Below are 23,386 nucleotides of genomic sequence, written 5' to 3'. Positions count from 1 at the left end.
TGGCGCGCGGCCGCCGCTCATGCCGACGCGCCGGCGCTTCAGTTCATTGTGCTGCCGGGGTCGCGGCGCCTGGTCGTGATGCGCATTCTTCAAAGATCCGCACGGTGCATTGCGCGCAGATTTCCGGCGAGAGCTGGCCGACGATCGTGTGCAGCGCCTGCCGCTTCGTCGGGAAGATATGGTCGGCTCCGAGCTTGTCGGTAAAGCCGGTCTGCGCCCAGGTCTGCAAGACCTGCGTGCGCGGGCGGTGGAAGTACAGATCGCCGCCCAGCGCGCGCCGTTCGGCGAGCTCGTTTTCCCACATCTCGGCACCGGCCAGGTCGATGAAGTTCATGCTCTTGGTCATCGCCAGCAGGTGCGTCTGGCCGGCGTTGACCGTGCGCAGCCAGTGCAGGCGATCCGTCACGTACTGCACCGCGCCGAAGTAGATCGCGCCTTCCATGCGCAGCAGCTTCAGTTGCGGGCATTCCGGCTGCGGGCGGCGCAGCTCGTCCAGCGGCGTGAAGCGCCGGCCGGGATCGTCGGCATCGGGCACCAGGCTGCGCACGGCCGGCCGCGAGGTGCGGTACAGGTACGCCACCAGCGACAGCACGGTGCCGAGCAGCACCGCCATCTCCAGCCGGATCACCAGCGTGGCGGCGAAGGTGCCGATGGCGATGGCAAATTCCGTGCGGCTGAGCGTGAAGATGCGGCGCAGCCGCGCGGTGTCGAGCAGGCCCCACGCCACCAGCAGCAACATCGCGGCGATCGCCGCCATCGGGATCTGTGCCAGCAGCGGGGCGCTGACAGCCACCAGCGCCACCAGCCACAGCGCCGAGAACACGCTGGCCAGCGGCGTGCGCGCGCCGGCTTCGAAATTGGGTACCGAGCGGTTGAGCGAGCCGCACGAGATATAGCCCGAGAAGAAGCCGCCCGCGATATTGGACAGGCCCTGGCCGATGAACTCGCGGTTGGCGTCGATATGCTGGCCCGAGCGCAGCGCCACCGCCTTGGCGATCGAGATCGACTGGCCCAGCGCGACGATGGTCAGCGCCGAGGCGATGCCCAGCAGGTCTGGCAGCTTGCGCCAGTCCACATCGGGAAGGTGGAAGCGCGGCAGCGCCGACGGGATCGGCCCGACCACGTTGACATGGTGGGCGCCGCCCGCGCCGGACTGGTTCAGCAGCAGCGCCACGCCGTAGCCGGCCAGCAGCCCCAGCAGCATGAACGGCAGCCGCGGCCACAGCCGCTTGCACAGCAGCGTCACCACCAGCGTGACCGCGCCTACGGCGGCCGCGCCCCAGTTGATGGCGTCGATGTTCTCGAACAGGTGGCGCAGCACGCCGAATGCACTGGTGCCGGTCGGCACCGCCAGCCCGAACAGGTCCTTGAGCGCATACAGGCCGATCAGCGTCGCGGCGCCGCAGGTGAAACCGAGCAGCACCGACGGCGAAATAAAGTTGGCCAGCGTGCCCAGCCGCAACGTGCCCACGGCGAGCTGCATCACGCCCACCACGATGGTGACCGCCAGCGCCAGCGCGATATAGGCTGGGCTGCCGGCAAACGCAAGCGGGCTCAGCATCGCGAACAATGCCAGCGAATTGGCGTTGGTCGGCCCCGACATCACGTGCCAGCTCGAACCGAACAGCGCCGCCACGATGCACGGCACCACCGCGCTGTAGATGCCATATTGCGGCGGCAGGCCCGCCAGCGTGGCGAAGGCCACGCCCTGCGGCAGCACCAGCACGGCGCCGAGCAGGCCGGCCACCAGGTCGGCGCGCAGCGTGGTCTTGTCGACGCGCTGGCTCCATGGGAACAGGCGCGGCAGGAGTGATCCGGGATGGGACGCGGGCATCGGCAATGAAGGGGCAGGCTCAGCCGGCCTCGCCGCCGCGCCCAGGCGGTGGCGAGGCAACGGATTCGGGCGGGGTGGATTCGGGCAGGTTCGGCTGCGGCGCCAGGCCGGCCAGCATGGCGTCGAGCGCGCGGTAGACCTCGGTCAGGCGCTCCGGGCCGAGCCGCTGCGCCAGCTCCTGGTAGCGCGCATCGACCAGCGGCTCCATTTGCACGATGATGGCGCGCGCCGACGGCGTCAGGCTGACCAGCTGGCGGCGCTGGTCGGTGGCAGAGCGGGTCCGTTCGACCAGCCCGGCGTCTTCCATGCCGCACAGCATGCGGGTCAGGCTGGGGCTCAGGATCAGGCAGGCGTCGGCCAGCTGGTTCGGCTCCATCGGCTCGCGCTCGTTGAGCGTGCGCATCACGCGCCATTGCTGCTCGGTGATGCCGAACTGCCGCAGGATCGGGCGAAAGCCGGCCAGCAATGTCTCGCGCGCTTGCAGCAGCAGGTGAGGAAGGTTGCGGTGGCGGAACATGGCCTGGCGGGTGTGGCTCATGCCCGCAGTGTAGCGGGCGCGGCGCCGCGCGGCGAGCGGGGCTTGTGCGGACTTGCCTGAACCCGCGCGCGGCGCCAGCGGCGCGTTCAGTTGCAACTGAGCGTGGCGACCACCGGCGTGTGGTCCGACGGCTGCTCCCACGTGCGCGGCACGCGGTCGATCACGCAGGCGCTGCAGCCGCTGGTCAATGCCGGCGACAGCAGGATGTGGTCGATGCGCAGGCCCGCATTGCGGCGGAACGCCATCATGCGGTAGTCCCACCACGAGAAGGCCTTCTCCGGCTGCTCGAACTGGCGGAACGCATCCGCCAGGCCGAGCTCCACCAGTGCGGCAAAGGCGGCGCGCTCCTGCGGCGAGACCAGGTTCTGGCCTTCCCATTTCTTGGGGTCGTGCACGTCGCGGTCTTCCGGCGCGATATTGAAGTCGCCCAGCAGCGCCAGCTTCGGGTAGCGCTTCATTTCTTCGCGCAGCCACGCCGTCATCGCGTCCAGCCACTTGAGCTTGTAGACGAACTTGTCCGAGTCCGGCGCCTGCCCGTTGGGGAAGTAGGCGCAGACCAGCCGCAGGTCGCCATAAGTGGCAGCGATCACGCGCTGCTGCGCGTCCTCGAAGCCGGGGATGTTGCGCACCACGTCGGCGGGGCCGGGCATGCTGGCGTCGCGTGCGAGGATGGCCACGCCGTTGTACGTCTTCTGCCCGGTGTAGATGCTGTGGAAGCCCGCGTTCTCCAGTTCGGCCAGCGGGTACTTGTCGTCCGGCAGCTTCAGTTCCTGCAGGCACAGCGCGTCGATCGGCGCGCCGGTCTGGTCCTGCTCGGCCAGCCATTGCAGCACCTGCGGCAGGCGCACCTTGAGCGAGTTGACGTTCCAGCTGGCAATGCGAAGCGGGCCGCTGGCGGGCAGGGCGGCCGCGCTCATGCTGCCATCCCGCCGTGGCGCAGCAGCGCGTCGATCTGCGGCGCGCGGCCGCGGAACGCGACAAACGAGTCCATTGCCGGACGGCTGCCGCCCACCGACAGGATCTCGCGCTGGTAGCGCGCGCCGGTCTCGCTGTCGAGCACGCTGCCCGACAGCTGAGCGGCTTCCTCGAACGCCGCGTACACGTCGGCCGACAGCACCTCGGCCCACTTGTAGCTGTAGTAGCCCGCCGCATAGCCGCCGGCGAAGATATGGCTGAAGGTGTTCGGCCAGCGCGACAGCGGATGCTGTGGCACCACGTGCACGCGGTCGTTGATCTGGCGCGACAGGTCCAGCACCGAGGTGGCGCCGGCCGGATCGAAGTCGGTGTGCAGGTGCATGTCGAACGACGAAAACACGATCTGGCGCAGCGTCATCATGCCGTTCTGGAAGTTCTTGGCGGCCAGCATGCGGTCGAACAGCGCGCGTGGCAGCGGCTCGCCGGTGTCGATGTGCTGCGTCATGCCGGTCAGCACCTCGTACTCCCAGCAGAAGTTCTCCATGAACTGCGACGGCAGCTCCACCGCATCCCATTCCACGCCGTTGATGCCCGACACGCCGAGCTCGCCCACCTGCGTCAGCATGTGGTGCAGGCCGTGGCCGAACTCATGGAACAGGGTGATCACTTCATCGTGCGTGAACAGCGCGGGCTTGTCGCCCACCGGCGCGGAGAAGTTGCAGGTCAGGTAGGCCACCGGCGTCTGCACGCCGCCTTGCTCCAGCACCTTGCGGCCGCGCGCGTCGTCCATCCAGGCGCCGCCGCGCTTGCCTTCGCGCGCGTACAGGTCGATGTAGAACTGGGCCAGCAGCGTGCCGTCGGCGGTGGTGACGCGGAAGAAGCGCGCGTCCTTGTGCCAGGTCTGCGCCTGCTCGGGCTCGATGCGCACCGAGAACAGCTTCTGCACCACGCCGAACAGGCCCTCGAGCACCTTCGCTTCCGGGAAGTACTGCTTGACCTCTTGCTCGGAGAACGCATAGCGCTGCTGGCGCAGCTTCTCCGAGGCATAGGCGACATCCCATGGCGCCAGCTCAGGCAGCCCCAGCTCTGCGGCGGCAAAGGCCTTCATTTCGGCCCAGTCCTTCTCGGCGTAGGGGCGCGCCTTGACGGCGAGCTCGTCGAGGAACTTCAGCACCTCGGCCGGCGATTCGGCCATCTTCGGCACCAGCGAGACTTCGCCGTAGCACTGGTAGCCCAGCATCTGCGCCTCTTCGCGGCGCAGGGCCAGCTGCTCGCGCATATTGGCGGTATTGTCCCAGTCGGCCTGGCCCTGACCATGCTGCGGGCCCAGTTCCGAGGCGCGCGTTACATTGGCTACATACAGGGTCTGGCGCAGCGCGCGGTCGTCCGCGTACTGCAGCACCGGGAAGTAGGACGGGAAGTGCAGCGTGAATTTCCAGCCGGCCTTGCCATCCTTCTCTGCGGCATGGCGGGCGGCTTCCCTGGCGTCATCGGGCAGGCCGGACAGGCGGCCCTCGTCCTCGACATGCAGCGCGTAGGCGTTGGTGGCATCCAGCACGTGGTCGGAAAAGGCCTTGGACAGCTGGGCCTGCTGCTCCTGGATCTCGGCGAAGCGCGGCTTCTTGCCTTCAGGCAGTTCGGCACCGCCCAGGCGGAAGCCGCGCAGTTCGTTCTCGATCAGCTGGTGGCGCGCCGCGCTCATGCCGGCGAACTCCGGGCTGGCAGCCAGCGCCTTGTACTTCTCATACAGCGCCAGGCTCTGGCCGAGCGAGGACCAGAACTCGGTCATGCGCGGCAGGTTCTCGGCGTGAGCCTTGCGCAGTTCGGGCGTATCGGCCACGGCGCTCAGGTGGCTGACCACGCCCCAGGCGCGGCCCAGCGGCTCGGTGGCCGCTTCCAGCGCCTGCACGGCGTTGCTCCAGTCGGCGGGCGTGGCCGGATCTTCGGCGCGGGCGACGGCCTGCTGCGCGCGTTCCAGCAGCACGTCCAGCGCCGGGCTGATGTGCTCGGGCCGGATCTCGGCAAAGCGGGGCAGGTCGGAAAAGTCCAGCAGAGGATTGGTAGCGTTGGCGGCTTGGTCCATGGCGTGTTCTCGGTTGGCTGGCCTCGATCGGGCAATAATCCCGCAGATGGGGCCGGGGCGCCGGATTTTCCAGGGCCCCGGGTGGCGTATCGTACGCGCGGCCTCAGCCGGCGGCGCGCTCGGCGGCTTCCAGCGTATTGACCAGCAGCATGGTGATGGTCATCGGGCCGACGCCGCCCGGCACCGGCGTGATGTAGCCGGCGACTTCACGCACGCCGGCAAAGTCGACGTCGCCGCACAGCTTGCCGTTGTCGTCGCGGTTCATGCCCACGTCGATCACCACCGCGCCCGGTTTGACCATGTCGGCGGTGATCAGGTTGCGTTTGCCGACCGCGGCCACCACCACATCCGCGTCGCGGGTGTGGGCGCCGATGTCGCGCGTCTTGCTGTTGCAGATGGTGACGGTGGCGCCGGCCTGCAGCAGCAGCATCGCCATCGGCTTGCCGACGATATTGGAGGCGCCCACCACCACGGCGCGGGCGCCGCGCAGCGGGAACTGGACCGATTCCAGCATCTTCATGCAGCCGTAGGGCGTGCACGGGCGGAACAGCGGGGCGCCGGTCATCAGCGCGCCGGCATTGGCCACATGGAAGCCGTCGACATCCTTTTCGGGGGCGATGGCTTCAAGCACCTTGTGGCTGTCGATATGCTTGGGCAGGGGCAGCTGCACCAGGATGCCGTGGATGTTGGGGTCCTGGTTCAGGGCCTCGATACGGGCCAGCAGTTCCGCCTCCGACAGGTCGGCCGGGTAGCGGTCGAGCGAGGAATGAAAGCCGTTGTCCTGGCAGGCCTTGACCTTGTTGCGGACGTAGACCTGGCTGGCCGGGTCCTCGCCGACCAGGATCACGGCCAGGCCGGGCCGGTGGCCACGCTCGGTCAGGCGGGCGGCGCGCAGGGCGGCTTCGGAGCGGATTTGTTTGGCAAGGGCATTGCCGTCGATCAGTTGGGCAGGCATGGAGGCAGGGCGGGTTTGTGGCCGGGAGGTGGAGGTGCCGCCGCGCGCCGGAGCGCGGGTTGGGCTAAAGGCGGAATTATAAAGGTTGCGTGGGGCTTGCCGCACGGAGCTTGAGCGGGTGCAAGGCCGGGCGGGGGCAGCGCTGGTAGCATCGGCCGAATGCACACCGCGCTTCCATCCCTGCTGTCCCATCCCTTGCTGTTGTTGCTGTCCCTGGCGGCACTGCTGTGGGCGCTGACGCGCCGGCCCTGGCAGCTGTTGCGGCGCAATGCGCTGCAGAACGCCTGGCTGGGTGCGATGGTGCTGGTGGCGCTGCTGTGGACGTTGCGCGCCACCCTGGTCGGCGGGCTGGTGATCCAGTTGCTCGGCGCCACGCTGATGGTGACGCTGTTCGGGCTGCCGCTGGCGCTGCTGTCGCTGTTCGTGGTGGACGTGGTGTCGCTGTTCGGGCTCGAATACCTGGCCGGGCATGGCTGGGCACAGTTCGACTGGCCCTCGCTGTGGGTGCGCTACGTCTGGCTGGCGCTGCTGCCGGCGCTGATCTCCGCAGCGTTGCAGGCGATGATGCGGCGTCTGCTGCCGCGGCATCCGTTCGTCTTTATCCTCGGGCACGGCTATTTCACGGCCGGGCTGGCCGCGCTGGGCGCCAGCGCGGCCGAGGCCGGCTGGCGCCACCTGACGGCGCCGGGCCTGCCATGGAGCATTGCCGATACCCTGACGGCAGCCGTCATCCTGGCCTTTGGCGAGGCCTTCCTGACCGGCATGCTGGTGGCGATTTTTGTGGTCTATCGGCCACAATGGGTGGTCACGTTCCGGGACGAGGAATACCTGGACCGCTGACGGGACTGAGGGGGCAGGGGCGGCGCCGGACGGCGCGGAGAGGGCAGCCGGTGCGGCCGCGGGCCGCACCGGGTCAGGCAGAGGCAGGCGCCAGCCGCTCAGCTGTTGCGTGACAGCGCCAGGCGCAGCAGGTCGGCGACGGTGTTGACGTTGAGCTTTTCCATGATGTTGGCGCGGTGCGCCTCCACGGTCTTGATGGAAATGCCCAGGTCGTCGGCGATCTGCTTGTTCAGGCGGCCGGCAACGATGCGCTCGAGCACCTGCTGCTCGCGCGTGGTCAGCTTGCCCAGCAGGTCCTTGGCGGCGCGCTGCTCGCGTGCGGCGGAATGGTCGGTGCGGGCCTTGGTCAGCATGCGCTCGACCAGTGCGCGCAGCTCGGACTCATCGAAGGGCTTTTCGATGAAGTCGATGGCGCCGCGCTTCATCGTCGATACCGCCATCGGCACGTCGCCGTGGCCGGTGATAAAGACGATGGGAATGTCGATCTGCTCGGCCAGCATGCGCTCCTGCAGTTCCGGGCCGCTCATGCCGGGCATGCGCACGTCGAGGATCAGGCACGACACCTGGCTGGCATCGTAGGCGGCGAGGAACTGCTCGGCGCTGGTGAAGCTGCGCACCTGGTAGCCATTGCCCTCCAGCAGCCAGGTCAGCGAGTCGCGCATGGCTTCATCGTCGTCGACGATGAACACGGTCTCGCCGCGGTGGGGCGTGGGGTTTGGCGTTGCGGTCATGTAGTCTCCTCGGGACAACAATTCATTGCTGCGAAGTGTAACCGGCAGCGGCCCTCTGTGGCGAGACAGGCCCCCCACATCCGTGGGGGAAACGGGGCGGGCCGGCTTTTTGTGGAATCCTTGGGCATGCCCGGGCGCGAAGGCCTCGGCAACAGGGCCTGTGCTTCGGCTTAATGCTCGGCCAGCGCCGATTGCAGCGGCAGCATGATTTTAAATGTACAGCCGATGCCGTCGGCATTGTTCTCCACCCACAGGCGGCCCTGGTGCGACTCGATGATCGAGCGGCAGATGTTCAGCCCCATGCCCATGCCGTCGGACTTGGTGCTGAAGAAGGGCTCGAACAGGCGCTCCTTGGTGGCTTCGTCCACGCCCGGGCCCTGGTCGATCACGTCGATATGGACGCTGTCGCCAATCTCGCCCGGCTCCACCCGCGCGTGCAGGCGCACCACGCCGCCGGCGTGCAGGGCGGGCAGGCCGGCCATGGCCTCGACCGCGTTCTTGAGCAGGTTCACCAGCACCTGCTCGATCAGCACCGGGTCGACATAGACCGTCAGCGGCGGGGTCGGCAGGCGGGTCAGGATGGTGACGCGGCGGCGCGTGGCCTCCAGGTCGGCCAGGCCTACCGCGTCGGCGACGATGTCGTGCAGCGCGGCCTCGCGCCGCTGCGGCTGGCTGCGCTTCACGAAGCCGCGGATGCGGCTGATGATGGTGCCGGCGCGCACCGCCTGGGCCGAGGTCTTCTCCAGCACCGGGATCAGGTCCTCCGGCGTGCTGCGGCCCGAGTGCAGCCGCGCCACCGCGCCCATGCAGTAGTTGTTGATGGCCGCCAGCGGCTGGTTCAGTTCATGCGCCAGCGACGAGGCCATCTCGCCCATGGTGGTCAGGCGGCTGGTGAACTGCAGGCGCTCTTCATGCTGGCGCGCCATTTCCTCGGCGGCCTTGCGCACCGTGATATCGGTGGCGATCTGCATCTGCGCCAGGTGGCCGTCGACCCACTGGATATAGCGGCGGCGCACTTCGAACCATTTCTGCATGTCCGGCACGAACACTTCGCGCGCGTCCGATGCGTACGGCATCAGCTCGGACGCCGGCAGGCCGGCATAGGCGTCGACATAGTCGGTGTTGTCGCTGGAGACCTGGTCCTTGTCGAGGTCGTCGCCGGCCAGCTTGAGGTGGCCCTCGGCCTCCCAGCCGAACAGCTGGCGGTAATAGCGGTTGGCAAAGAGCAGCTCCGCCTTGTCGGTGGCCAGCACCGACACCGCGGCATCCAGGCTTTCCAGCACCGTGGTGAAGCGGTCATGCGCCGCGGCCAGTTCCTCGCGCGCGCGCTTGGGCTCGGTGATGTCCGTCATCGAGCTCATCCAGCCAGTATGGCGGCCGCGGCTGTCCACCAGCGGCGACACGTACATGCGCGCGTAGAAGCTGCTGCCGTCGCGGCGCATCACGCGCATCTCGTAGCCGCCGGCGGGCGACTTGCCCTGCAGCGTCAGGTCGATCTGCTTCTGCATCTCCTGCTGGTCGTTGGGCGGCCAGTAGGGGAAGGGCGGCAGGCGCCCGACCAGGTCGTTCTCCTGCCAGCCAGTCATGCGGCAGAAGGCCGGGTTGACATAGGTGATGCGGCCGTTCAGGTCGAGCGCGCGCAGGCCGATCAGCATCGAGTTTTCCATCGCGCGCCGGAACGAGGTCTCGGCCAGCAGCGCGCGCTGCGCCTCGGAGCGGCGGCTGGTGTGGCGCCACATGCTCCACAGGCTCCACAGCAGGAAGCACGACAGCCCCACCACCAGCCACAGCAGCATGTTGTTGGGCAGGTTCGACGCCGGCGGGTAGGCATCGGCGCGCAGCGACAGGGAGTGACCCGGCGGATCCAGCAGCACCTCGTACGACAGCGCGTTGCCCGGCACCGGCCGCAACGAGGTGCTGGCGCGGGTCTGGTTGTTCTTGTCGATCAGCGAGAAGCGGTAGCGCTCGGTCAGCTCAGGCGGCAGCAGGTGCGTCAGGATGCCGTTGATCGAGTACAGCGCGCCGAGCGTGCCGAGGAACTCGTTGTCGCGCACGATCGGCACTTCCATCAGCATGAAGCTGTCGCCGCGCTCGTTGACCAGCGGGCGCGAATAGACCACTCGCTGGGTCTCGCGCGCGGCGTCGAAGGTGTCGAGCACTTCCGGTTCGAGCGGCTGGTCCTGGTTCTCGCGCAGGCGGCTGGCGAATTCCGAGGTCGATGGCAACGACCAGCGGCCGCGCTTGGTGGCATCGAGCCAGTTGATGAAAACGATCTCGGGGTTTTCGCGCAGGATTTCCTGCGCCGCGGTGCGGTAGGCGCCTTGCTCAAGCTGCGCGGCGGCGATGTCGCGCGCCAGCGAGGCCAGCTGGTCCTGGTTGCTCAGCAGGGACAGGCGCACGCGCTGCTGCGCCCAGGCGGCGTCGCGGTACAGGGCGTCGCGCTGCTGCTGGCGCTCGGTCTCGTGCAGGGACCACAGGATCACGCCCATGGCCACCGTGAACAGCACGATGGCAACCAGCGGGATGAACATGAACCAGCTGGTGGCCACCAGGTTGCGCCAGCGCAGCCACCACAGCCCGCGCGGTGCGGCCACGGGGGCGCCGTCGTCGGGGCCCAGCGCCTCGATCGGCCCCAGTCCGGCAGCCGGCGAAGGGGCGTGCGCGGGATCGCCTCCGGCCGCCTTGGCTGACCCCGACGCGTCGGGAGGAAGCATGGCTGCACGCAGGCTGGAAAGGAGTCGGTCGAAAAACGGCATGGGAGGGATTGACGGCTGACCGACCAGTGTACCGAGATTATTGCGGTGCGTCGCTTGGGGAAAGCGCCAATGAAAACATTGCTGCTGCGGCCGGGGCGGGTAGGCTTATGGCGCATGGCGGGGCAGCCGGGCAGTGATTCTTGGTGCGCCGCCGCATAATTCCACATTATAAAAAACGATACCGCAATTTGAAAATTTCACTTGTGCTGGACTTTGGGCTTCCATAGAATCGGTTCGACCCAAGAATGCGGGCGGCAGCCATGCGCCTGCCGCGCGGAGAAACCGGAACAGGTTTCCCGGCGGCGGCCCCGATGCAAGGCGGCATGGTGCCGGATCCGCAAGTCGGTGCGAGTCATACGTAAAGTCGTGTCCGGGCGCTGCCAGCGCGGGCGCGGATGCAAAGAATTCACCCAGGAGACAGTCATGTCCGCCGTACCAGAGCAGATTCTCGGCGCCTCGAGCGCCAACGACGCCGATCCCCAGGAAACCCATGAATGGCTCGACGCCCTGCAGGGCGTCCTGGCCGCCGAAGGTCCGGCGCGCGCCGCTTTCCTGATCGACAAGCAGATCGAATACGCACGCGTGAACGGCGTGACCCAGCCGTTCCACGCCGAGACGCAGTACATCAACACGATTCCGGTCGAGCAGCAGGCCCGCATCCCCGGCGACCAGGACATCGAGCACCGGATCCGCTCGTACACCCGCTGGAACGCCATGGCGATGGTGCTGCGCGCCAACAAGCACACCAACGTCGGCGGCCACATCTCGTCGTTCGCCTCGGCGGCCACGCTGTATGACGTCGGCTACAACCACTTCTGGCGCGCCCCGTCGGAAGCCGGCGGCGGCGACCTGGTGTTCGTGCAGGGCCACTCGGCTCCGGGCGTGTATTCGCGCGCCTTCCTGCTCGGCCGCCTGACCCAGGACCAGCTCGACAACTTCCGCCAGGAGGTGGACGGCAAGGGCATCTCGTCCTACCCGCACCCGTGGCTGATGCCGGACTTCTGGCAGTTCCCGACGGTGTCGATGGGCCTGGGCCCGATCATGGCCATCTACCAGGCCCGCTTCATGAAGTACCTGGACAGCCGCGGCCTGGCCAAGGCCGGCGACCGCAAGGTCTGGGCCTTCCTGGGCGACGGCGAGACCGACGAGCCGGAATCGCTGGGTGCGATCGGCATGGCCGGCCGCGAGAAGCTCGACAACCTGGTCTTCGTCATCAACTGCAACCTCCAGCGCCTGGATGGCCCGGTGCGCGGCAACGGCAAGATCATCCAGGAACTGGAATCCGAATTCCGCGGTGCCGGCTGGAACGTGATCAAGGTGGTGTGGGGCAGCAAGTGGGATTCGCTGCTGGCGCGCGACACCAAGGGCCTGCTGATGAAGCGCATGATGGAATGCGTCGACGGCGAGTACCAGACCATGAAGGCCAAGGACGGCGCCTATGTCCGCGAGCACTTCTTCAACACGCCTGAGCTGAAGGCGATGGTGGCCGACTGGTCCGACGACGACATCTGGCGCCTGAACCGCGGCGGCCACGATCCGCACAAGATCTACGCCGCCTACAAGGCCGCCAGCGAGCACAAGGGCCAGCCCACGCTGATCCTGGCCAAGACCATCAAGGGCTATGGCATGGGCGACGCCGGCCAGGCCATGAACGTGGCCCACCAGCAGAAGAAGATGCCGGTGGACGCGATCCGCAAGTTCCGCGACCAGTTCAATCTTCCCGTTGCCGACGACCAGCTCGAAGAGGTGCCGTACATCACCTTCCCGGAAGGTTCGAAGGAACTGGAATACATGCGCCAGGCGCGGCAGAACCTGGGCGGCTACCTGCCGGCCCGCCGCCAGAAGGCCGAAGCGCTGCCGGTCCCGCAGCTGTCCGCGTTCGACGCGCTGCTGAAGGCCACCGGCGAAGGCCGCGAAGTGTCCACCACCATGGCCTTCGTGCGGATCCTGAACACGCTGCTGAAAGACAAGCAGATCGGCAAGCACGTGGTGCCCATCGTGCCGGACGAGTCGCGCACCTTCGGCATGGAAGGCCTGTTCCGCCAGGTCGGCATCTGGAACCAGGAAGGCCAGAAGTACGTGCCGGAAGACCATGACCAGCTGATGTTCTACAAGGAATCGCAGACTGGCCAGGTGCTGCAGGAGGGCATCAACGAAGCAGGCGCCATGTGCGACTGGATCGCGGCCGCCACGTCGTACTCGACGCACGGCGTGCAGATGATCCCGTTCTACATCTACTACTCGATGTTCGGCATCCAGCGTATCGGCGACCTGTGCTGGGCCGCTGCCGACATGCGCTCGCGCGGCTTCCTGCTGGGCGGCACCGCCGGCCGCACCACGCTGAACGGCGAAGGCCTGCAGCATGAAGACGGCCACTCGCACGTGTTCCACGCCGCGATCCCGAACTGCATCTCGTACGACCCGACCTTCCAGTACGAACTGGCGGTGGTCATGCAGGACGGCCTGCGCCGCATGTACGCCGAGCAGGAAGACGTCTACTACTACCTGACGGTGATGAACGAGAACTACGAGCATCCGGAAATGCCGGCTGGCGTGGAGCAGGACATCGTCAAGGGCATGTACCAGTTCCGCAAGGGTGTCGAGAACAGCAACGCGCCGCGCGTGCAGCTGCTGGGCTCGGGCACGATCTTCCGCGAGGTGATCGCCGCTGCCGACCTGCTCAAGAAGGACTGGGGCGTGGAGTCGGACCTGTGGGGCTGCCCGAGCTTCACCGAACTGGCCCGCGAAGGCCACGACGTCGAGCGCTTCAACCTGCTGCACCCGACCGAGACCCCGCGCGAATCGCACGTGGCCAAGAGCCTGAAGTCGGCCCGCGGCCCGGTGATCGCCTCCACCGACTACGTGCGTGCGTTTGCCGAGCAGATCCGTCCGTTCGTGCCGCGCCGCTACGTGGTGCTGGGCACCGACGGCTTCGGCCGCTCGGACACGCGCGAGAAGCTGCGCCACTTCTTTGAAGTGGACCGCTACTGGGTCACGCTGGCCGCGCTCAAGGCGCTGGCCGACGAGGGTGCGATCGGCCGCGACAAGGTTGCCGAGGCCATCAAGAAGTACAACCTCGACCCGAACAAGCCCAACCCGATGTCGGTCTGATCCGGCAGCCAGCACCAACCCCCGCAGTACGGCAACGCCGTGCCGCGGGCGCCCCGGCCAGAGCCCGGACGGCGCCTTGCGGCATGGCGGCGTGACAGAAGCGGGCGGCGAAGGTAATCTCGCCGCTTGCGGATGTCGCGCGTGCCGGCCTGCCCAGGAGACACTGAATGAGTCAAGCGATTGAAATCAAGGTGCCGGATATCGGCGACTATGACGCCGTTCCCGTCATCGAAGTGCATGTGAAACCCGGCGACAGCATCAACGCGGAAGACGCGCTGGTGACGCTGGAATCGGACAAGGCCACCATGGACGTGCCCTCGCCGCAGGCCGGCGTGGTCAAGGACGTCCGCATCAAGGTGGGCGACAACGTGTCCGAAGGCTCGGTGCTGGTGATGCTGGAGGCGGCCAACGAGCCCGCCGCCGCACCTGCCCCTGCTGCCGCAGCACCGGCGCCGGCCGCCGCAGCCCCCGCACCGGCTCCTGCCCCCGCAGCAGCCCCAGCCGCGGCCCCGGCCGCTGGCGGTGGCGGCACCATCGAAGTCAAGGTGCCCGATATCGGCGACTACGACGCCGTGCCGGTCATCGAAGTCCACGTCAAGGCGGGCGACACCATCAACGCCGAAGACGCCGTGGTGACGCTGGAGTCCGACAAGGCCACCATGGACGTGCCGTCGCCGCAAGGCGGCGTGGTCAAGGAAGTCAAGGTCAAGGTCGGTGACAACGTCGCCGAAGGCACGCTGCTGCTGATCCTGGAAGGCGCCGCCGCAGCAGCCGCCCCGGCAGCTGCCGCCGCGGCACCGGCTCCGGCTGCCAGCGCGCCCGCACCGGCACCGGCCCCCGCAGCCGCCGCCCCGGCACCGGCCGCAGCACCTGCTGCCGCGCCGGCCGCCGCTGGCGTAACCGGCAAGGCCGCCCACGCCAGCCCCTCGGTGCGCAAGTTCGCACGCGAGCTGGGCGTGGACGTGTCGCGCGTGCCGGGCACCGGCCCCAAGGGCCGTATCACCCAGGAAGACGTGCAGGGCTACGTCAAGGGCGTGATGAGCGGCCAGGCCGCCGCGCCCGCACAGGCCGCCGCGGCTGGCGCCGGTGGTGGCGAGCTCGGCCTGCTGCCGTGGCCGAAGGTCGATTTCACCCGCTTCGGCGAGGTCGAAAGCAAGGCCCTGTCGCGCATCAAGAAGATCTCGGGTGCCAACCTGCACCGCAACTGGGTCATGATCCCGCACGTCACCAACCATGACGAAGCGGACATCACCGAGCTGGAAGCCTTCCGCCTGCAGCTGAACAAGGAAAACGAGAAGTCCGGCATCAAGGTGACGATGCTGGCGTTCATGATCAAGGCCACGGTGGCGGCGCTGAAGAAGTTCCCGAACTTCAACGCGTCGCTCGATGGTGACAACCTCGTGCTGAAGAAGTACTTCAACATCGGTTTTGCCGCCGACACCCCGAACGGCCTGGTCGTGCCGGTGATCAAGGACGCCGACAAGAAGGGCGTGCTGGAGATCAGCCAGGAAATGAGCGAGCTCGCCAAGCTGGCCCGCGACGGCAAGCTCAAGCCGGACCAGATGCAGGGCGGCTGCTTCTCGATCTCTTCGCTGGGCGGCCTCGGCGGCACATACTTCACGCCGATCATCAACGCGCCGGAAGTGGCCATCATGGGCGTGTGCAAGTCGTACCAGAAGCCGGTGTGGGACGGCAAGCAGTTCGCCCCGCGCCTGACGCTGCCGCTGTCGCTGTCGTGGGACCACCGCGTCATCGACGGTGCCGAAGCGGCGCGCTTCAACACGTACTTCGGGCAACTGCTGGCGGATTTCCGCCGCATCCTGCTGTAAGCGGGGTTGCGCCGGGCGGGCAGGCCGACGGCCTGGCCTGCCCGGCGCACCACGCGCAACCGGGAGCGAGCCATGACTACCTGCGTGGTCGTGAGGAAGGGCGCCGAGGTGGCCATCGCGGCAGATGCGCTGGTCACCTTTGGCGACACGCGCCTGTCGCGCGCCTACGAGCGCAACCAGAAGGTGTTCCCGGTAGGCGACGGCTTCATCGCGCTGGCCGGGACCACCGCGCACTTCCCGGTCATGCGCACGCTGCTGGCGGGGCTTGGCGAAGAGTGCCGGCTGGGCTCGCGTGATGACGTGTTCCGCACCTTCCTGAAGGTGCATGAGAAGCTGAAGTCGGACTACTTCGTCAACACCAAGGAAGACGAGGACGATCCCTACGAGTCGTCGCAGATCGTATGCCTGATCGCCAATCCGGCGGGCATCTTCGGCGTCTACTCGTACCGCGAGGTGTTTTCGTTCGACCGCTTCTGGGGTATCGGCTCGGGCCGCAACTACGCGCTGGGCGCGATGCATGCGGTCTATGACCGGCCGGACCTGGATGCGGGCGAGATCGCGCGCATCGGCGTCGATGCGGGCGTGGAGTTCGACAAGAGTTCGGCGGGGCCGATCGAGGTGCACACCGTGCGGCTGCACGAGGGTGACACCGCGCCGGCACCGCCGGCTGGCGGTGCCACGGGCGGCAATCCGGCAACCGGCAGTACGGCACCCGACAGCGCGGCAACCAACAACGACGGCGCGCCCTGAAGCCGAGAGGCGGGCGCGCATAGAGGAGCAAACATGAGTGTGATCGAAGTCAAGGTGCCGGATATCGGCGATTTCGACGCGGTGGAAGTGATCGAGGTGCTGGTCAAGGCCGGCGACACGGTCGAGGTGGAACAGTCCCTGATCGTGCTGGAATCCGACAAGGCCAGCATGGACGTGCCGTCGTCGGCCGCCGGCAAGGTGGTTGAGGTCAAGGTCAAGGTCGGCGACAAGGTCGGCCAGGGCGCGGTGATCTGCACCATCGAGGCCCAGCAGGCCGCGGCCGCCCCGGCGCCCGCGCAAGCTCCGGCACCGGCGCAGGCTCCCGCACCCGCGGCGGCGGCTCCGGCACCGGCTCCTGCTGCCGCCAGCCACAGCGGTGGCGCCGATATCCAGTGCGAGATGCTGGTGCTGGGCGCCGGCCCCGGCGGCTACTCGGCCGCCTTCCGCGCCGCAGACCTGGGCATGAATACCGTGCTGGTGGAGCGCTACAGCACGCTTGGCGGCGTCTGCCTGAACGTGGGCTGCATCCCGTCCAAGGCGCTGCTGCACAACGCCGCCGTGATCGACGAAGCCAAGGCGCTGGCCGCCCACGGCATCCTGTTCGGCGAAGCCAAGATCGACCTGGACGGCCTGCGCCACTACAAGAACCAGGTGGTCGGCAAGCTCACCGGCGGCCTGGCCGGCATGGCCAAGGCGCGCAAGGTGCAGGTGGTGCGCGGCATCGGCAACTTCCTCGACCCGCATCACATGGAGGTCGAGCTGACCGAAGGCGAGGGCAAGCGCAGCACCGGCAAGAAGACCGTGATCCGCTTCGAGAAGGCCATCATCGCTGCCGGCAGCCAGGCGGTGAAACTGCCGTTCATCCCGGAAGATCCGCGCATCGTCGACTCGACCGGCGCGCTGGAGCTGCCCGAAGTGCCCAACAAGATGCTGGTCATCGGCGGCGGCATCATCGGCCTGGAAATGGCCACGGTGTACAGCACGCTGGGTGCCGACATCGATGTCGTGGAAATGCTCGACGGCCTGATGAACGGTGCTGACCGCGACCTGGTCAAGGTCTGGGAAAAGAAGAACAAGGACCGCTTCGGCAAGGTCATGCTGAAGACCAAAACCGTCGGCGTGGAAGCCAAACCGGACGGCATCTACGTCAAGTTCGAAGGCGAGGCCGCGCCGGCCGAGCCACAGCGCTACGACCTGGTGCTGGTGTCGGTGGGCCGCTCGCCCAACGGCAAGCGCATCAGCGCAGAGAAGGCCGGCGTGGCCGTGAGCGAGCGCGGCTTTATCAACGTCGACAAGCAGATGCGCACCAATGTGCCGCATATCTTTGCGATCGGCGATATCGTCGGCCAGCCGATGCTGGCGCACAAGGCGGTGCATGAAGCCCACGTTGCCGCTGAGGCCGCGCATGGCGAGAAGGCTTACTTCGATGCCAAGCAGATCCCGTCGGTGGCCTTCACCGATCCGGAAGTGGCCTGGGCCGGCCTGACCGAAGACGAGTGCAAGGAGAAGGGGATCAAGTACAGCAAGGGCGTGTTCCCCTGGGCGGCATCGGGCCGCGCCATCGCCAACGGCCGCGACGAAGGCTTCACCAAGCTGATCTTCGACGAGGAAACCCATCGCGTGATCGGCGGCGGCATCGTCGGCACGCATGCAGGCGACCTGATCAGCGAGGTCTGCCTGGCGATCGAGATGGGCGCCGATGCGGTGGATATCGGCAAGACCATCCATCCGCACCCGACGCTGGGTGAATCGATCGGCATGGCGGCGGAGATCTATGAAGGCACGTGTACTGACGTGCCGCCGCCGCGCAAGCGCTGAGCGCCGTTCGCTGCAAGCGAGAAAGCCCGCCTGCCCAGGCGGGCTTTTTCATTGCCAATTATGCAATTAACCGCCAGAATTTGCCGGCGTCCGCGAGGTCTGCCTGCCAGTACCGCTCGCGTCGGCAGCCAAGGTGCAGATTGCGACAGGAGCGGTGCAAGACCTTCGCTGCCTATACTGAATTCAGCCGCCATGCACCCCAAGGCGACCGAGGCCGGCGCTGCATATTCGCGCGCGGCCGATCGCTGCCGGATGTCTGCTGGCGGGATCCGGTGGCCCCCGGTGGCTACCGTTCAGCTGACAAGGAGGCACGACGTGTTCAGGCATCTTCTTGTTGCGGTAGATGGCTCCGCTCTGGCCGAAGCGGCCTTTCGCAAGGCACTGGAGTTCGCGCAGGAGACGCAGGCCAGCATTACGGCGCTGCGCGCCTGCCCGGATTTCCACGTCACGACTTACCACACCGAAATGCTCACCGACACGCGAGAGCAGTTCGAAGAGGCTGTCCTCGAGGACGCATCGAAATACCTCGACGGCATCGCGCGAGAGGCCGCCGCGGCAGGCGTGCCCTGCGACACCAGCAGCGTGGTCGACGATCATCCCTACGATGCCATCATCAAGGCTGCAGAAGAAAACGATTGTGACCTGATTGTCATGGCGTCTCATGGGCGCCGGGGTGTGAAGGCGCTGTTGATCGGCAGCGAAACCCTGAAGGTACTGACCCACAGCAAGATTCCGGTGCTGGTCTATCGCTAGACGTCGCGTGAATGGGGTCGCCGGCATTGATGACACCGGATACGTTCGTGATGCCACCATGGTTGCCTGTCATGGGCGCCATAAAGGATCTGCCATGAGCACTCGCCGCTATGTCGTGATGATCGACCAGCCCAGGGACGTTGCCGACGAGCAGATGGCAGAGTACATCAAGCATGCCATCGCCGGATGGGGTGCCGGATTGCCCCCGCCTCCGGCTGACAGCCCGTTCTTCGACCTGGATGTATTGTCGGTAACCGTGATCAGCAAGCCGCACAAGGACCATTCATGAAGGATGTGCCCGGTTCAGGGAGCTATTCCGGCCGCTACTGGCATTTCCTGGATGACGGCCGCATGCAATGCGACCTGTGCCCGCGCCACTGCCGCCTGCATGGCGAGCAGCGCGGCGCTTGCTTCGTGCGCCAGCGGGTCGGCGATCGGATGGTGCTGACCGCCTATGGCCGCTCGTCGGGCTTCTGCATCGACCCGATCGAAAAGAAGCCGCTCAACCACTTCTACCCGGGCTCCGCCGTCCTGTCGTTCGGCACAGCCGGCTGCAATCTGGCCTGCAAGTTCTGCCAGAACTGGGATATCAGTAAATCGCGCGAGATGGAGACCCTGGCCGATGCGGCCATGCCCGAAGCGATCGCCGCATCGGCGGCGGCGCACGGTTGCAAAAGCGTGGCCTTCACCTACAACGACCCGGTGATCTTCGCCGAGTACGCCATGGACGTAGCCGATGCCTGCCACCAACTGGGCATCAGGACGGTGGCGGTGACCGCAGGATATATGGGCGCCGAGGCGCGGCGTGATTTCTACGCCAGGATGGATGCGGCAAACGTCGACCTGAAAGGCTTCAGCGACGCGTTCTATGTTGCCTTCACCGGGGCGCACCTGCAGCCGGTACTGGAGACGCTCCAGTACCTGAAGCACGAAACCGATGTCTGGCTCGAGATCACGACGCTGCTCATTCCCGGCAAGAACGACAGCGATGACGAGATTCGCGCCGAGGCCCGGTGGATCGCCAGGGAGCTTGGTCCCGACGTGCCGCTGCACTTCACCGCATTCCATCCGGACTACAAGATGCGCGACGTGCCGCCGACACCATGTTCCACCCTTGCGCGCGCCCGCAAGCACGCGCTGGCGGAGGGACTGCATTACGTCTACACCGGCAACGTGCACGACACCGCCGGTGCCACCACCCATTGCCCCGCTTGCCGCGCGCAGCTCATCGTGCGCGACTGGCACGCGATCGAAAGCTATCGCCTGACTCCCACGGGAACTTGCCCGGACTGCTTTGCACAGATTGCGGGACGTTTCGGGAATTTTGAGCGTCAGTTCGGGCGGCGGCGAATTCCTGTGCGCATCGGAGAATAGGCCGGCATGCATGCTCGGGGCCCACGGCCGCTGTTCACCGGGACCAACCTGATGGAAAGGTGAAGAGCAAAAAAAAAGCCCGACCTGTAGAGGTCGGGTTTAACGATACCTTTGGACAAGGAGACCGCGGTACCGAGGAGACATCGGCGGACAAGGCAGCACCGATGCAACTCAGTCAGGGCACTACCTTCATCGTTGGCAAAACACACCGCAAACGCCAGGCGTCGATATGCTTTGCCAACGGACCGGCCGCAGCCGGTCCATCTTCAACGCAGGCAGTTATCAGGCAGCCGTCGTCTTCTTTGCCGTGGCCGTACGGGCCGTGGCGCTGGCTTGCTGGGCAGCCTTGGTGGCAGCCGTAGCCGCAGCCTGGAAGTTGGTTTCAGCGATTTCGACCGCTTGCTTGGTCGCCTTCTGCACCGACTCGTAGGCGTTGTTGGCAGCGGAGATCGCCGACTTCACGATGGCCACGGTCGATTCCGAACCGGCCGGGGCGTTCTTGGCGAGGTTCTCGACCAGCGCTTGCACGTTCTTCGAGCCTTCGGCCAGTTGAGCCTCGGCTACCTTGGTGAACTCGCTCTGGGTTTCCGAAGCGATTTCATACAGGTGGCGGGTGTAGGCCAGGGTCTTTTCGGCAACCGGCTGCACGGCTGCGGCCTGGATGGCCAGCAGTTCCTGTGCGTCCTTGGCCGACAGCGCCTTCTTGGCGTTGTCAACGCCTTCTGCGAACGAAGTCTTGACGACCTGCAGGTTCAGCTCGACGAGCTTTTCGACGCCTTCAAACGCCTTGGTGGTCAGGCCGAACAGCGTTTCGAGGTTGGCCTTTTGCGCTGCTGCAACTTGTTCCGGGGTGAGGATCATTGCTGGTCTCCAGTGGTGAACTTCAAGGTCTAGCAAATTAAGCCGCCTAGATGTCAGGGCCGTGACGGTGTTGTGCCCGATTCGGCCAGCCCAGGCGTGTGGGTGGGTCAAGGCGCATTTCTTATTTGGTGCGCCGCAACAATTCCTATTTTAGGGGCGCCAGATCCAATGTCAAGTGGATTTTGTGCAATGCACAAACAACGTTGCTGGCGATACACGGGAGCGGCTGTGACGCCACTCCGGGGCGCTCCGGCGAGGGCCATGCAGGGGTGCTACCATCGCGGATTGCCCGCGCCCGCACGGATGGCCGCGCCGGGAACTAACAAAGACGTGAACAGAACCGCCCAGGCCACTTCCATGCTCGCTTTCTATGCCGACCATTTTGTGCTGCCACTGCCACCCGGGCACCGTTTCCCGATGCGCAAGTACAGCATGCTGCGCGATGCCGTCGCGGCGCAGGTGCCGGGGCTGCGCCTGGTTGAGGCGCCGCGCGCGGGCGACGATGCCTTGTTGCTGGCGCACACGCCCGGGTACGTGCAGGCCGCGTCAGCCGGCACGCTCGACGCGGCGCGCCAGCGCGAGATCGGCTTCCCGTGGTCCGAGGCCATGGTGGAACGCTCGCGGCGCTCCGCAGGCGCCACCATCGAGGCCTGCCGGACGGCGCTGCGCGAAGGCATTGCCGTGAACCTGGCGGGCGGCACCCACCATGCGTATGCCGACAAGGGCGGCGGCTTCTGCGTGTTCAACGATGCCGCGATTGCGGCGCGCGTGCTGCAGCGCGATGGCGCCGTGCGCCGCGTGGCCGTGGTCGACCTGGATGTGCACCAGGGCAACGGCACCGCGTCGATCCTGCAAGGCGATCCGTCCGTGTTCACGTTGTCGCTGCATGGCGAGAAGAACTATCCGTTCCGCAAAGAGGCCAGCGACCTGGACGTCGGCCTGCCGGACGGCTGCGACGACGATACCTATGCGCAGGCGCTGCAGGCGGCGCTGGACACGCTGTTCAGCCGCTTCGATCCCGAGCTGATCATCTACCTGGCCGGCGCCGATCCGCATGAGGGCGATCGCCTCGGGCGGCTCAGGCTGACCTTGGCGGGCCTGGCACGGCGCGACCGGCTGGTGTTCGATGCCGCGCATGCACGCCAGTTGCCGGTGGCGGTGGCGATGGCGGGCGGCTACGGCAACCAGATCGAGGACACGGTTGCGGTCCACGCGCAGACCGTAAGCCTGGCCGCACAATATCACGCGCGCCATGCACAGGCGCTGCTGGCCACATGAGCGGCGTGATGGAGCAAGGCGGCGCAGCAGCGTCAAGCGCCCGCGCCACGCTGTGGGTGGCGTCGATGCCGTGGCTGTTCGTGCTGATCTGGAGCACCGGCTTTATCGTTGCCAAATACGGCATGCCGTACGCGGAGCCGATGACCTTCCTGTTCCTGCGCTTTGCCGGCGTGGTGGTGCTGATGGTGCCATTCGTGCTGCTGGCGCGCGTGCCGCTGCCGCGCCTGCCGGGCAAGGCGCAAACGGACTGGTCCGCGGTCGGCCATATCGCCGTAGCGGGGCTGTTGCTGCAGACGGGCTACCTGGGTGGCGTCTGGGCTGCGATCAAGCTTGGCATGCCTGCCGGCGTATCGGCGCTGATCGTCGGCATGCAGCCGATCCTGACCGCGCTGATCGCCACGCGCATGGGTGAGCGCATCGGCGCGCGCGCGTGGCTGGGCCTGCTGCTCGGCATCGCCGGCGTGGCGCTGGTGGTGGCCAACAAGCTGGGTGCCAGCGGACTCACGCCGGCAAGCCTGGCACTGGCGGGTGGCGCCTTGCTCAGCATCACCGTCGGCACGGTCTACCAGAAGCACTTCTGCCCGGTGTTCGACCTGCGCATGGGCTCGGTGATCCAGTTCGCCGCGGCGGCACTTGCGTGCGTGCCGTTCATGTTCCTGTTCGAGACCCGCGCGGTGCAGTGGAGTGCCGCGATGCTTGGTGCCATGGCGTGGTCGGTGGTGGCGCTGTCGATCGGCGCCATCTCGCTGCTGTTCCTGCTGATCCGGCGGGGCGCGGCCACCAAGGTGTCGAGCCTGATGTACCTGACGCCGCCCACTACCGCGGTGACGGCGTGGCTGCTCTTCGGTGAGCGCTTTCCGCCGCTGGCCGCTGCCGGCATGGTGCTCGCGGCGCTTGGTGTCGCACTTGTCATCCGCCGGTAGTGTCGCGTATGCGGCTACTTCAGAATATTCCTATCCC

General features: G+C 66.9%; 18 protein-coding genes. 10 read left to right on the top strand and 8 right to left on the bottom strand.

Annotated features, from left to right (window positions below; all coding sequences use genetic code 11):
• Positions 1–43: 43 nt before the first annotated feature.
• The 5 genes from I6H87_RS00165 to folD form a co-directional block, all read right to left on the bottom strand.
• Complete coding sequence (locus tag I6H87_RS00165; RefSeq protein WP_011615022.1) at positions 44–1,834, bottom strand: SulP family inorganic anion transporter; 1,791 nt, start codon at positions 1,832–1,834, stop codon at positions 44–46.
• Positions 1,835–1,853: 19 nt separating this feature from the next.
• Positions 1,854–2,372 carry a homoprotocatechuate degradation operon regulator HpaR gene (hpaR, locus tag I6H87_RS00160; RefSeq protein ID WP_010813079.1) on the bottom strand — a complete coding sequence of 173 codons (519 nt, stop codon included), beginning with the start codon at positions 2,370–2,372 and terminating at the stop codon, positions 1,854–1,856.
• Positions 2,373–2,458: 86 nt separating this feature from the next.
• Positions 2,459–3,289 (bottom strand): exodeoxyribonuclease III, encoded by an 831-nt coding sequence (gene xth, locus I6H87_RS00155; protein ID WP_011615024.1) that lies wholly within the window; start codon positions 3,287–3,289, stop codon positions 2,459–2,461.
• The gene (locus I6H87_RS00150) at positions 3,286–5,370 is read right to left on the bottom strand and encodes a M3 family metallopeptidase (protein ID WP_011615025.1); all 2,085 of its coding nucleotides are present in this window, start codon (positions 5,368–5,370) and stop codon (positions 3,286–3,288) included. Before I6H87_RS00150 ends, xth begins: the two co-directional genes overlap by 4 nt.
• 103 nt (positions 5,371–5,473) lie before the next feature.
• A complete protein-coding gene (gene folD / locus I6H87_RS00145; RefSeq protein ID WP_010813076.1) occupies positions 5,474–6,325 on the bottom strand; it encodes a bifunctional methylenetetrahydrofolate dehydrogenase/methenyltetrahydrofolate cyclohydrolase FolD in 852 nt (283 codons plus the stop codon).
• Positions 6,326–6,484: 159 nt separating this feature from the next.
• On the opposite strand from folD, the gene I6H87_RS00140 reads away from it, so the two are divergent.
• On the top strand, positions 6,485–7,165 hold the full coding sequence (locus I6H87_RS00140) for a hypothetical protein (protein ID WP_010813075.1): 681 nt from the start codon (positions 6,485–6,487) through the stop codon (positions 7,163–7,165).
• A 98-nt stretch (positions 7,166–7,263) separates the two neighbouring features.
• On the opposite strand, the gene I6H87_RS00135 is transcribed toward I6H87_RS00140, so the two are convergent.
• Positions 7,264–7,896 carry a response regulator transcription factor gene (locus I6H87_RS00135; protein ID WP_010813074.1) on the bottom strand — a complete coding sequence of 211 codons (633 nt, stop codon included), beginning with the start codon at positions 7,894–7,896 and terminating at the stop codon, positions 7,264–7,266.
• 170 nt (positions 7,897–8,066) lie between these two features.
• Entirely contained in the window at positions 8,067–10,652 is a 2,586-nt protein-coding gene (locus I6H87_RS00130) for a PAS domain S-box protein (RefSeq protein ID WP_037024292.1), read from the bottom strand.
• Positions 10,653–11,075: 423 nt separating this feature from the next.
• Between I6H87_RS00130 and aceE the strand changes: the two genes are divergently transcribed.
• The 7 genes from aceE (at position 11,076) to amrS (ending at position 20,287) form a co-directional block, all read left to right on the top strand.
• The gene (gene aceE, locus I6H87_RS00125; protein WP_011615027.1) at positions 11,076–13,763 is read left to right on the top strand and encodes a pyruvate dehydrogenase (acetyl-transferring), homodimeric type; all 2,688 of its coding nucleotides are present in this window, start codon (positions 11,076–11,078) and stop codon (positions 13,761–13,763) included.
• 167 nt (positions 13,764–13,930) lie between these two features.
• Positions 13,931–15,592, top strand: a complete 1,662-nt coding sequence (gene aceF, locus I6H87_RS00120) for a dihydrolipoyllysine-residue acetyltransferase (RefSeq protein ID WP_136227755.1) — start codon at positions 13,931–13,933, stop codon at positions 15,590–15,592.
• A gap of 72 nt (positions 15,593–15,664) precedes the next feature.
• Positions 15,665–16,342: an Ntn hydrolase family protein gene (locus I6H87_RS00115; protein WP_011615029.1), complete on the top strand. Its 678-nt coding sequence runs from the start codon at positions 15,665–15,667 to the stop codon at positions 16,340–16,342.
• Between the two features lie 33 nt (positions 16,343–16,375).
• The gene (gene lpdA, locus I6H87_RS00110) at positions 16,376–18,160 is read left to right on the top strand and encodes a dihydrolipoyl dehydrogenase (protein ID WP_011615030.1); all 1,785 of its coding nucleotides are present in this window, start codon (positions 16,376–16,378) and stop codon (positions 18,158–18,160) included.
• A 315-nt stretch (positions 18,161–18,475) separates the two neighbouring features.
• On the top strand, positions 18,476–18,913 hold the full coding sequence (locus I6H87_RS00105) for a universal stress protein (RefSeq protein WP_011615031.1): 438 nt from the start codon (positions 18,476–18,478) through the stop codon (positions 18,911–18,913).
• 94 nt (positions 18,914–19,007) lie between these two features.
• The gene (locus tag I6H87_RS00100) at positions 19,008–19,202 is read left to right on the top strand and encodes a hypothetical protein (RefSeq protein ID WP_011615032.1); all 195 of its coding nucleotides are present in this window, start codon (positions 19,008–19,010) and stop codon (positions 19,200–19,202) included.
• Positions 19,199–20,287, top strand: coding sequence for an AmmeMemoRadiSam system radical SAM enzyme (amrS, locus tag I6H87_RS00095; RefSeq protein ID WP_011615033.1), 1,089 nt, complete (start codon positions 19,199–19,201; stop codon positions 20,285–20,287). Before I6H87_RS00100 ends, amrS begins: the two co-directional genes overlap by 4 nt.
• A 282-nt stretch (positions 20,288–20,569) precedes the next feature.
• On the opposite strand, the gene phaP1 is transcribed toward amrS, so the two are convergent.
• Positions 20,570–21,148, bottom strand: a complete 579-nt coding sequence (gene phaP1 / locus I6H87_RS00090) for a TIGR01841 family phasin PhaP1 (RefSeq protein ID WP_011615034.1) — start codon at positions 21,146–21,148, stop codon at positions 20,570–20,572.
• Positions 21,149–21,505: 357 nt separating this feature from the next.
• On the opposite strand from phaP1, the gene I6H87_RS00085 reads away from it, so the two are divergent.
• Positions 21,506–22,426: a histone deacetylase family protein gene (locus tag I6H87_RS00085; protein WP_041687266.1), complete on the top strand. Its 921-nt coding sequence runs from the start codon at positions 21,506–21,508 to the stop codon at positions 22,424–22,426.
• Complete coding sequence (locus I6H87_RS00080; protein ID WP_011615036.1) at positions 22,423–23,349, top strand: DMT family transporter; 927 nt, start codon at positions 22,423–22,425, stop codon at positions 23,347–23,349. Before I6H87_RS00085 ends, I6H87_RS00080 begins: the two co-directional genes overlap by 4 nt.
• Positions 23,350–23,386 lie beyond the last annotated feature (37 nt).

This window comes from Cupriavidus necator, from assembly GCF_016127575.1.
GTDB lineage: Bacteria > Pseudomonadota > Gammaproteobacteria > Burkholderiales > Burkholderiaceae > Cupriavidus > Cupriavidus necator_D.
The sequence above is the reverse complement of the archived record's forward strand: the minus strand, read 5'-3'. Positions and strand labels throughout refer to the sequence as shown.